The organism is Neobacillus vireti, from assembly GCF_001026695.1.
Taxonomy (GTDB): domain Bacteria; phylum Bacillota; class Bacilli; order Bacillales; family Cytobacillaceae; genus Neobacillus; species Neobacillus vireti.
In genome coordinates, this window is the sequence record NZ_LDNB01000010.1 from 204,936 (window position 1) to 215,922 (window position 10,987).

Sequence of the window (10,987 nt, forward strand, 5' to 3'; positions counted from 1 at the left end):
TCTAAACCGCCTCTAAAGCAATTCTAAAAAAAGTATAAAATCTGAATGAAAGATTAAATTAAAAAAGCTGCCATATAAAGGTTCATACCTTTAAGGCAGCTTGGCTACAAATGATTGATTAAATCTAAATAGTATTCTTTCAGCCTTTCTTTTAACATAGGCGGATCAATTATCTTTATGGATTTACCAAAGCTAGCTAGATAAGGAATAATAAAACCCATTTCCGAAGGCTCATATGTTCCAACCAAATAACTACTTTCATCTTCCTCAATCAATTTCATAGAAGAAAAATGTTGTTGCTTGAATTTTTCAACACCTGAAGCAGTAATCGAGCATTTAAAACGAACAGCATGCTCAGTTGCTTGCCAAAGACTATGAGCGTTATCAATATCTACATCTTTCAAATCTACTCTTGGTTCTAGATCTGCTACTTCTACTGACGTAATACGATCACAGCGAAAAACACGATAAGCTATTTTATATAAATCATAAGATTGGCAATACCAGAAACCTTTCATTGCATAAATAGAGATTGGTTGAATACAGCGAATGGTCGTTTGTTTTGGTGTTGTGTAGTGTATCTTTAAAACCTTATTCTGAACCGCAGCTAACAAGAGTTCTTCTAGATAAGCACTTTCATGTGTTTGTTCTGTATGATAAAAAGCGACCCTCTTTTGAAAGCTTTCAATTTGCTCCCGTTGTTTTGGTGAAACCACTTCTAAAAACTTATCATTAATGGAATTAAAGGATATTTGAAAAGGGCTACTAGCAAAACTTTGTAATGCTTGCATGGAAAAATAAAGTGCAAAAACTTCTTGGTTCGAAAATGAAATCGGTGGTAATGTCATCGATTTCAGTAAATGATACCCGCCATACCGACCGTACTCTACATAAAGAGGGGCACCCATTTCCTCCAATGAGGAAATATCACGTAATGCTGTCCTTTTAGAAATTTGAAATTCATGGATTAAATCCTTCAATGTGAACCGTTGTTTCTGATTGATAAAGCGCAGCATCTGATTTAAGCGGTCACTTTTTTTCATAAAAATTCTCCTTATCAGTGCCATTAGTTGTCACCTTTTAAATGTATACTAATAAGTGTAAAAGACAAAATCGAAGGAGGCAATACAATGAATTTTGAAGTTATTCCTTTTTTATCATTAAATGGACAAGGGGCTGAGGCCATTGCCTTTTATGTACAATATTTAGGGGCAAAGGTTTTATTTAAGAAAAATTATAAAGAAATGAAAGAAATGGATCCGCAGTTTACGTATGAAGATGGCCAGGACGATTATATTACGCATTCTGTTTTACAAATTGGTGTTAACAAAATCATGATTGCTGAAGAGGCAATGGATTCAACTCGTCCATGGCAATTAAGTAATAGCTTCTCATTATGTATTCAATCGAAAGACTTCTCAGTTATTGAAACACTCTATCATAATCTAACTAAGCATAATGAAGTGAAAACCTTAACACCTTTTGAAAAAACTTCATTTAGCCCGGGTTATGGCAGTGTACGAGACCCATTTGGAATCGTTATACAATTAACCGTAACAAGACATGATTTTTAAAGGTCCCTTCTCGAAAAGAAAAAAAGCCCTTGATAACTAACATATTGTTATCAGGGCTTATTAGAAAAATGCGCTATTTCTTTTTTATCTGCTTAATGTGTCGGCAATTTGAAGCACTATCCGTCCTCGTCCATGTCCCGTTTCACTCACTGAATGTGCGTGCTGGACTTCATTTAATGTAAATATATTATCAGCGATAGCTTTAATCTTTTTCTGAGCAATTAAATCTGCAATCGCCCATAAATCCTCCTTAGAGGCAAAACTACTACTTCTTTTCGCATTAATTCCAAGTTCCTTAGCCTTATCTATTGGAGGCTGTCCCACAAGCGAAATCAACGTTCCACCGGGTTTGATAATGGATAAAGACCGCTGAAGAGTATCGCCACCAACCGTATCTAAAACTAGATCAACATCCTTTACAACCTTTTCAAACTGAGTTTTCATGTAATCTACCACATGATCTGTACCAAGAAGACGGATAAAATCTAGATTTTTTGTTGAGGCAGTCCCGATGACGTTCGCTCCTTTCCAGTGAGCTAGCTGTGTCGCAAATGAACCAACTCCTCCGGCAGCACCATGGATGAGCACTTTCTGACCAGACACTAGTTTCCCTTCATTAAATAAAGCATTATAGGCAGTTGCAGCCCCACCTGTAATCGTAGCAGCTTCTGTAAAAGTAAGATTTTCCGGCATAGGAATGAGTTCATCGACGGAAGAAATGGTATATTCAGTATAGGTTCCTTTAGCCCGGCCAAAGACAAATTGTCCTATTTGAAAGTCTGTAACCCCTGGCCCTTGTTTTTCAACCACACCGGAAAAAGCAGAGCCAGGTATATAAGGAAAGTGAACAGGAACAATATTTTTAGTTAACCCTCGTCGAATTTTCCAATCAATCGGAAGGACACCTGCCGCTTCAACGCGAATTAGCACTTCCCCTTCTTTTGGTTCTGGACACGGTATATTCTCTATTTTCAGTTCTTCTGGTCCACCATATTGATAAACCTGAATCGCTTGCATCATTTTTGATGTCATAATAGTAGCCCCCTTTGCTCTATTCTATTGCTTATTATTTTCTCCCCAAAAAGTTATGATGTCACTTAACATCGACTGTTTAATATCATACAATTTTATAACCTTTTTCACTTCGGCAAAAGGGCTGGCTTTTTCTACAACTTTAGAATGATTAATTGGAAGATAGGAGAAACTTGTGACTCCATTTCAATATATTTACTATAATTCCTAAAGTAAGGTGAGGTTCAATAGGAAATTTTTAGGATTCAAGCACAACTTTATTCCCAAAAAAAAAGCCCTTAATAACATATTTTTTGTTATCAGAGCTCTCATCAGGTAAGCTGAAGGTATTTATTTATTAATTTCTTGATTCCCGACCATTTTATTTTGACCTTTTTCTTTTAAGACTTGAAACAAATATAACAGGGAAGATAGAACTGCGAAAACATACATTAATTGTATTTTTTCATTCGTACTAAAGACGCTATTCCGAATTTGGTTAAGTATGGCACGTTAATGTAAGTAAATATTGAACCAAAAATTCCATTCAAAATCATATACCTGAAAAACTTACCGTATGTCCATTTTAATATCCACATTAAACCAACGAAGAACGGCCCCCGATTATATTAACAATTCTCACCATCAAAGTACTAAATAACCCTGCAGGTAAATACCGTTTAAATGAGCTTTTCCCTAATAATAGGGTAGTAAACCAAGAAAGTATTATCATCAAAAGCATTAATGACTTCGAATACTTCATTATTTTCAAAAAACAACCCTCCCGTTCAATTCCGTCAGAAATAATATTCCCTGGATTGTCGGGATTTATATTATAAATACATATTTATCTACTATTATCCAACCCGGAAATAGTATTTAATCCTACGGCGTGTAAGAGGGGACCACCAATTTTACAACACAATTAAGTACTTTTATTCTAAATCAAGTGTTTTGCCTGTTTCTACTAATGTCTTTGTGTTACTAAGGATCATCCACCATGCAGCATCACTTTTCTCGTAAAGAGGATCTCCTTTCTGCCATTGGTCATGAATGAAGGTTAACTTCGTACACGCGCCTACTGGCTCAAGCAGATAGGAAATTCTAGATTCAAATTCCTGTTTATCATCTTTCGTGTACGACTTTCCAGCAAAGTGGGTAAAACGTAGTACTTGATTTGGAACATGCTCTAATACATTCCCATAAACATGAACCGTTTCATCGCCATCAGCCCCCGGGCCAATGTATTCCAGCAGATCTCCAACTTGAAAGGTGGATCGGATCACGCTTCCACAATAAATTTGTTTTGTTCCCTCCGGCGAGATTAATGCCTTCCATACTTCCTCTGGACTTCCACCAATATAAAATACATACTTCAGATCCTTCATCAAAAAAATCCCTCCTCATTATTGTACTACCTTTCCATCATAAACAAACTTCACTGACATATATGGTCAGTGAAGTTAAAAGTTTTGATAATGTTTTACTAATTCTGAAGTGACCATTACCATTTTCTCTTTTAAAAATAACGGTTCTAGAATCTTTATGGCCCTTCCATAGGGAAGAAGATAGTAGGGTACATAAGTATCGATCGATTGCTCATCGATCATAAAATGAGCATGATTTTCCGACCGGCGGATAAGTGCATGCCCAAATAACCAATGCTGGCATAAGTCATCGAGGGCATGATTATTTCCTTCAATTTGAATAGATATCAGTTGTTCGGGCTGATCTAAATCAGGCAAAAGTCCATTTAGAAAAAAAGAACGTGCTGAAAAATCTGCTGGACGATCAAATTCAATACCTGTTCGAGATAGACTCACTATCCGATTCACACGAAAGCTGCGTATTTCAAGACGGAGGTGACAAAAGGCGATGACATACCAATTGCCTTTCCAATAAATAAGTCCATAAGGATCTAGCGATTCCAATTCTAAATTAGCTGGAGGCTGAATCACATCAAACCCTATTTCATGACGATTAATATAATCCAATTGTTCTGGATTTGTATATTTTTTCAACTTTGTGATTGCCCTATTCAAAAACTCACTAAATGGATAACCTGCCTCTAATGCAAAACTTGCTGCATGAATCAGCGCTTTTTGCTCGTCTACGTCAAAAAATAATGGCGCCTTTGTAAACTCATGGAGCAAACTGTAGCCGCCATTATGACCCGCATCAGAAATGATCGGAACTCCGCTGGCACACAACGCATCGATATAACGGTACACTGTGCGGATATTGATCTCCAATTCTTCTGCCAGTTGCTGGGCAGTCATTCGTTTTCCAGTATTGAGCAACCATAGTATAGAAAGCATATTTACAGCCTTGGTCATGGGTTAATTAGTCCCTTCTACAGCAACTTTGGCAAGTCCCTTGCATCTTTCATTCCTTTTACGTGATGATATAATATATAGATTTTTCAAATAATTGAACTCATGTCCTAATTACAACCTTATGATAAAAGTTGCTCTTGGAAGTCCCTAGCAACGGGTTAATATAATTGGCCCAGTTGAAGAAAAGGAGCTTCTATAACAACTCCTTATATAAAGACGAACTCTCATATATTTTTTTCAAGTGAGCCACTTATGGCAATTATTAGCTAAATGCTGTAACTCGTCAAGAAATGTACTAGCGTGATAACCATCGCAAACTGCATGATGTACTTGTAATGAAATAGGCAACAAAGTTCTATCTTCCAGATTAAAATATTTTCCCCCTGTAATGATAGGTAATAAAAAGTCGCCTTCATTATTTATATTTAAGTTAAATCCAGTAAAACTAACCCATGGAATACTGGATATAGGAAATGAATTTTTAGGTTCATTTTCTTTCGTAAAAAGACCCTTAACATCTGCGTATTGCTTTATATCCTCTTGATAGTTTTCATAAAAGACAGAAAATTCATTTGAGAACTCAGTCCAAATGCAAGAGAATGTTTTATTATCATCATGGAAAATTGTATAACTAGGAATCATTTGATCCCAATACCCCAGAACTCTCTCATCATTAAAACAGGTTCTAAATTCCGGATGAGAATTTACTATTTTACTTACCATATATATAAAGCTCGGGTAAAGTTTAATCCCCTTGTTGCGCAGGTGTTCTAATAATGCTGTGATGTCTATATTTGCTGAAATGCTAAACGTACACTTTTCATTTAAATAATACTCGAAATACTGATCTCTATCCCAATTTTCTCTATCAATTAAATTAAACTTCATTTTATTAGCCTCCTAAAATTGTATTTATGAATTTTTGGAGGCTATTTATCTGTTTTCACCAAACCGATCACCTCTTAATGCCTCAAGGTATTACTTGCCCCAATACTTATTTTATTACGTGATTACTTTATTTATTTGGACATCCATTCATATTGAATATCAGATAAATTTTCTTCATTTTCATGTCCATAACCAATCTTGTTAAATCCATGTTTTTCATAAAATCGTTGTGCCTTTTCATTTACTTCAAATGTATATAATGTTAATCTCCCACTTGATTGTTCTTTTGCTTTGTCTAGTAATGTTTGACCTAATCCGATTCCTTGATAATCATTATGAATATAAAGCTGGCTTATTTCCCTTTCATTATAGGCAATCATTCCAACTACTTGTTCATCAATTAACGCTAAATCTATTTGAAATTGTTCAGGTAATATAGAATTTAAAAAATATAGGTGATTTTCAAAGCTGTGAATTTCTTTCTGGCCAATAGCCTGTTCCTTACTATCTCGCCACATAGCCACTGTCTGTTCAGCATACTTGGGACTATACTGAGTTATATTGAATTTGTGTTGGTTCAATAACTTACTTAAAATTTCACCAGGTAGCCCTTCGATTTTACAAATCTTCTCTGATGTAAATCCTTGCTTTATTAAAATTTTTCTAGACGGGATATTTTCTGGGTCAATAATCGCCTTCAGAATGATCAATTTTGTTTGCTTAGCTAATTCAATTAGTTTTTTTGCAATTTCACTACCATATCCTTTACCCCAAAATTCAGGTAATATCATATAGCCAATTTCAGCTTCTTCAATTTCGTTTTCATTTAATGTTAAATGTCCAAGCCCAATAAATTCATTCGTTACACTATTGTAGACTTTATATGAGCCATATAGCTCATATTTTTCATTACGTTTTATTAATTTTTGATAGTTTACTTGAGCCTCTTTTAATGGAATTGATCGTTCTGTAATTTGAGCCATAACTTGTTCATTCGATACTAGTCGGAAGTAATCCTGAAAATCTGTTGCTTCAAATTTCTTAAAAATTAGTTGATGCATTTTATTCCTCCAAACTGCCATTTACTTGACCATCCATTCTTAATTCGTTTTTTTAATCGAAAAAAAGTAAAGTATACCCCCAACCATCCAATAAGGCTCCCAAAAGACTAACCTCCAAAAGGTGGCGTACCTTTCCAATTCAAGGTTTAAAACATCCATTGCACCCAGGGATATTGTTATGAAATTGAACAAACCATATAAAAAAAGTAATAGTCCACAAATCTTCGTTATGAGATAGAGTGTCGTTTGAATCCAAGATTTTCTCCATTTAATTAACAGCATCATAAGCAATAAGGCTCCGAGCAATTTGATGAATCCAGTTATCCAAACTATTTTTACAAACGATGGTGGTGGGTTTAATGCCATTTCATAAATGGATCCTCCAAGGGATCTAACACCAAACATGCCTCCCATTGCCCAATAAAAACTCAAGCCGGAAAAAAGAATCGTCCATAACACCCCAAAAGACAATATCCACTTTTTAGTTTCCATAAAATTGCTCCTCATTAAAATGTCGATATTTTACAACAACTTCAAACGAACTGCTAAAGATGCCATTTCCATCCAACTTATTTTACCATATACTCACTCTCAATATTTTAAATCTTCATTCATCTCGTAGTAAAAAACAGTTGAGAAATCCTTCATCTTCTAATTTCGTAGTTTACATACCAACTTAAAGGGTGCGAAACAAATTTTCGCACCCTTTCTATGATTTGTGAGTTCATGATTTCCAAAATGTTTACCTTTTTAACATCTATCCTTAACAACTACTTCATTATTTCTTAATATGTTCAGTTTACAATGTCATTGTATGAACCATTACTTATGAAGGGAGGAATCTGAATGTTTTTAAAAAAACTGGCTGAAAGAAAACTTGTCACAATTGACTATGATAAAAATGGTATTTTACAAACTATTAAAGGACGTGTCTATCGCCTAAATTTGCGCGAACAAATTCTTTCGCTGAAAGATGAACAGCAAAATTCTTTCTCCATCCGATTATCCGGTATAAGAAAAGTTTATTAACTTTCTTATACTTTTTTTGTATTCAATTATCGCAAAATCGGCATCATGGGATGACGCAAAACGGTCTCATCATAACATAATCCTCATGCTCCAAGATATGACAGTGCCACACATACAATCCTGTATAAGGTCCAAATTTCATAATTATCCGAGTAACCTGATTAGAATAGGCAATGACGGTATCCTTCCGCCCTCTTTCTTGTGGAGTCGGAGGCATTGCCTGGCCAGTGTAATCGAGAATTCCCTTCTGTTTATATTTTTCAACGTCAAAAGCTCTGCGGTCAATAACTTGGAAATCGACTAGGTGAAGATGGATCGGGTGTGTATCGGTTGTAAGGTTGAGGAGATACCATACTTCTGTCTGCCCTAATTTTGGGTTTTCGGTTATCGGGGCATCCCAATCTTGATCATTGAGCAGCATCACTTCACGACCATACTGATCCATTTTTGATGTTAAGGCTAGAAACCTAAACTTTGAGGCTGTCTGCACTCTCCTTTTCGGAAAAGGCACCATGAAAGACGGAATGACACTCGTATCATTGCCTGAAAGCGGCAGAACCACTCGGAATTCCATCACTTTTCCAACCGTATTAGAATCTACTGGCTCGCCATCTGGAAACGGAAATGGGGCATCATTTGTCATAACGATTCTTTTTCCTTCAAGTTTAGTGAAATCAATGATCACTTCTACCCGCTCTGCAGGCGCCAAAATGACTTCTTTGATTCCATTCGGATATTCGATTAAGCCGCTATCTGTAGCAATTTGGTAAAGAAGCTGCTCCGAATCTAGCTTAAGTCGGTAAAAACGGGTATTCGATCCATTTAACAGCCGGAAACGGTATTTACGCGGTTCCACGTTGAAATAGGGCCATACTTTCCCATTCACCACGATGGCATCTCCTAAAAATTCAGGAATGATAGAGGTATCTAATTCCTTCACCGGCTTTTTGGGCTGTTTCGGATAAGAAAGCGAACCATCTGGAAGAAAGGATTTATCTTGGATAATTAGCGGAATATCAAATTGTCCACTTGGTAAATTTAATTCACGTTCCCTTTGATCTCTTACCAGATAAAATCCTGCTAATCCAGCATACACATTGAGCCTGGTAATCCCAATGACATGATCATGATACCAGAGAGTGCAAGCGGGCATAAAATTATCATAGCGATAGATCTCCTTTGAAAAATGAGGTCCTACTTGCTCAAACCCTTTCGTGAACCAAGCTTCCGGATAGCCGTCGCTTTCCGGCTCAACACTTGCACCGTGCAAATGAATGACCGTTCTGACTTCTGGAACACCCAAGTGGGCACCGTGAACTGTATGGTCGATCGGCAGCAAATGCTTATCAGGCAAGTTGTTGATCCACTTTACAAAAACTTTTTCACCGCTTTCCACCTCAAACGTCGGCCCTGGATACGCACCTTCAAAGCCCCATACTGTTGTTTCAGGCAAGTCACGATGGAGGGATTGCTTAAACTGTGTCATATTCACTTCATAATAGGTATGGAATCGATCTTTATAACGAGGTTTTAAAACAGCAGGCACAGGGAGTTCATCAACAAATTTTGAAAGATTCATATGTCCGCTCCTAATTTTACAAATGGTTACCATCACTTTATGTTAAAAAAGCAATCAGTATCACCATCCATGGTCAACTCTTAACATTTTCTTCACACGATAAGCTACCGAACGGACTCTTTTTTGATGGATTCAGTCGCCTATAAAGCCGAATAGCATAAAAACCAGTTGAGAAATCTTTCATTTTGTGATTGGATTAAGAATAAAAAAGGGGGATGGGAATGAAAGGGAAAATGAGGTTCATTACGGCCATGCTCATATTTGGGAGCATCGGGGTTTTTGTCAAAAAGATTGATCTGACTTCAAGTGAAATTGCGTTTTTAAGAGGAGTAATCGGCAGTATATTCCTAATTCTTGCTTGTTTCCTAGTCAAACATAAGCCATCTTTAAAAGCCTTAAAGGAAAATGCCATTCTACTGCTGTTATCGGGGGCGGCTGTTGGCTTTAATTGGATCTTTCTTTTTGAGGCATACCGCTATACGACGATTTCCAATGCCACGATCAGCTATTACTTTGCACCCATCTTTGTGATGATGTTAGCACCATGGCTCCTGAAAGAAAAGCTGACGAGTGTGAAAATTGTCTGTATCATCATGGCAATGGTTGGTTTGTTTTTAATCGTGAATAATGGGTCTAGCGGTACAAGCGGTTCACAGAATCATACAGTAGGTATTTTCTATGGCCTTTTAGCGGCAGCATTCTATGCAAGTGCTATATTAATGAACAAATTCATCAAAAATTTGTCCGGCTTTGAAACTACTTTAGTACAATTAATGGCCGCTGCTTTGGTCTTGTTTCCTTATATATGGTGGCAGGGACAACTAAATTTGGCCGGTATAAACTCAACCTCCATTATTTTTATCTTAATCCTAGGGATTGTACATACAGGGTTAGGTTATTTTTTATATTTTACTTCGCTTCAAAAACTAAAAGGGCAAACGATCGCTGTTCTCAGCTATATCGATCCTATTTCCGCCGTCATCATCGCAGCGATATTCTTAAGCGAGAGCATGACCTTTATTCAAATGATTGGCGGTGTTCTTGTCCTAGGGGCGACTTTTTTAAGTGAAAAACTGGAGATAAAAGCAGGAAAAAAAGGGCAGACTCCCACTACCTCTCTGTAAGGGGCGTCTGACCAATGAGATTTACTAGACTATGATTCTAAGCTGATTGAGACGACAGAGATTACTCTTTAAAGACCGATAAGCTACCCTACTGGTTTTTTCTTGATGGATTCGGTCGCTTATAATCCCGATAAGCTACCCAACTGACTCTTTCCTGCTGGATTCGGTCGCTTATAACCTCGATAAGCTACCCTACTGGTTCTTTCTTGATGGATTCGGTCGCTTATAATCCCGGTAAGCTACCGAACGGGATCTTTCTTGATGGATTCGGTCGCTTATAAGCCCGATAAGCTACCCAACGTTTTCTTTTTTGACAGGTTCGGTAGCTTATAACCTCGATAAGCTACCGAACGGGATCTTTCTTGATTGATTTGTCCTTACAAGA

The 10,987-nt window shown here is 36.8% G+C and carries 12 protein-coding genes and 1 pseudogene; 3 read left to right on the top strand and 10 right to left on the bottom strand.

From position 1 onward, the window contains the following. Nucleotides 1–104 precede the first annotated feature (104 nt). A complete protein-coding gene (locus AA980_RS11670; RefSeq protein WP_024028652.1) occupies nt 105–1,043 on the bottom strand; it encodes a helix-turn-helix transcriptional regulator in 939 nt (312 codons plus the stop codon). Nucleotides 1,044–1,130: 87 nt separating this feature from the next. Between AA980_RS11670 and AA980_RS11675 the strand changes: the two genes are divergently transcribed. After that, nucleotides 1,131–1,574, top strand: a complete 444-nt coding sequence (locus AA980_RS11675; RefSeq protein WP_024028653.1) for a VOC family protein — start codon at nt 1,131–1,133, stop codon at nt 1,572–1,574. An 84-nt stretch (nt 1,575–1,658) separates the two neighbouring features. On the opposite strand, the gene AA980_RS11680 is transcribed toward AA980_RS11675, so the two are convergent. The 8 genes and pseudogenes from AA980_RS11680 to AA980_RS11710 all read right to left on the bottom strand — a co-directional run bounded on the left by AA980_RS11680 (nt 1,659) and on the right by AA980_RS11710 (nt 7,377). Beyond that, nucleotides 1,659–2,606 carry an NADP-dependent oxidoreductase gene (locus AA980_RS11680; protein WP_024028654.1) on the bottom strand — a complete coding sequence of 316 codons (948 nt, stop codon included), beginning with the start codon at nt 2,604–2,606 and terminating at the stop codon, nt 1,659–1,661. Nucleotides 2,607–3,183: 577 nt separating this feature from the next. Continuing rightward, nucleotides 3,184–3,357, bottom strand: a complete 174-nt coding sequence (locus AA980_RS27810) for a hypothetical protein (RefSeq protein ID WP_235815154.1) — start codon at nt 3,355–3,357, stop codon at nt 3,184–3,186. Nucleotides 3,358–3,520: 163 nt separating this feature from the next. Beyond that, nucleotides 3,521–3,973 carry an SRPBCC domain-containing protein gene (locus AA980_RS11685; RefSeq protein ID WP_024028655.1) on the bottom strand — a complete coding sequence of 151 codons (453 nt, stop codon included), beginning with the start codon at nt 3,971–3,973 and terminating at the stop codon, nt 3,521–3,523. A gap of 75 nt (nt 3,974–4,048) precedes the next feature. Then, nucleotides 4,049–4,921 (bottom strand): helix-turn-helix transcriptional regulator, encoded by an 873-nt coding sequence (locus AA980_RS11690; RefSeq protein WP_024028656.1) that lies wholly within the window; start codon nt 4,919–4,921, stop codon nt 4,049–4,051. Nucleotides 4,922–5,158: 237 nt separating this feature from the next. Next, nucleotides 5,159–5,809: a type A chloramphenicol O-acetyltransferase gene (gene catA, locus AA980_RS11695; RefSeq protein WP_024028657.1), complete on the bottom strand. Its 651-nt coding sequence runs from the start codon at nt 5,807–5,809 to the stop codon at nt 5,159–5,161. A 131-nt stretch (nt 5,810–5,940) separates the two neighbouring features. Next, nucleotides 5,941–6,390, bottom strand: a complete 450-nt coding sequence (locus AA980_RS27595) for a GNAT family N-acetyltransferase (protein ID WP_034724109.1) — start codon at nt 6,388–6,390, stop codon at nt 5,941–5,943. A 6-nt stretch (nt 6,391–6,396) separates the two neighbouring features. Next, nucleotides 6,397–6,870 (bottom strand): annotated as a pseudogene (locus tag AA980_RS27600) (GNAT family N-acetyltransferase); the annotation flags it as partial. A gap of 39 nt (nt 6,871–6,909) precedes the next feature. Then, on the bottom strand, nt 6,910–7,377 hold the full coding sequence (locus tag AA980_RS11710; protein WP_047771592.1) for a DUF3995 domain-containing protein: 468 nt from the start codon (nt 7,375–7,377) through the stop codon (nt 6,910–6,912). A gap of 339 nt (nt 7,378–7,716) precedes the next feature. On the opposite strand from AA980_RS11710, the gene AA980_RS11715 reads away from it, so the two are divergent. Further along, nucleotides 7,717–7,899 carry a hypothetical protein gene (locus AA980_RS11715; protein WP_024028660.1) on the top strand — a complete coding sequence of 61 codons (183 nt, stop codon included), beginning with the start codon at nt 7,717–7,719 and terminating at the stop codon, nt 7,897–7,899. Between the two features lie 43 nt (nt 7,900–7,942). Here the strand turns inward: AA980_RS11715 and AA980_RS11720 are convergent, their stop codons facing one another. Then, nucleotides 7,943–9,478 carry a multicopper oxidase family protein gene (locus AA980_RS11720; protein ID WP_024028661.1) on the bottom strand — a complete coding sequence of 512 codons (1,536 nt, stop codon included), beginning with the start codon at nt 9,476–9,478 and terminating at the stop codon, nt 7,943–7,945. Nucleotides 9,479–9,699: 221 nt separating this feature from the next. Between AA980_RS11720 and AA980_RS11725 the strand changes: the two genes are divergently transcribed. Continuing rightward, a complete protein-coding gene (locus AA980_RS11725) occupies nt 9,700–10,602 on the top strand; it encodes a DMT family transporter (protein WP_024028662.1) in 903 nt (300 codons plus the stop codon). Nucleotides 10,603–10,987: the final 385 nt, after the last annotated feature.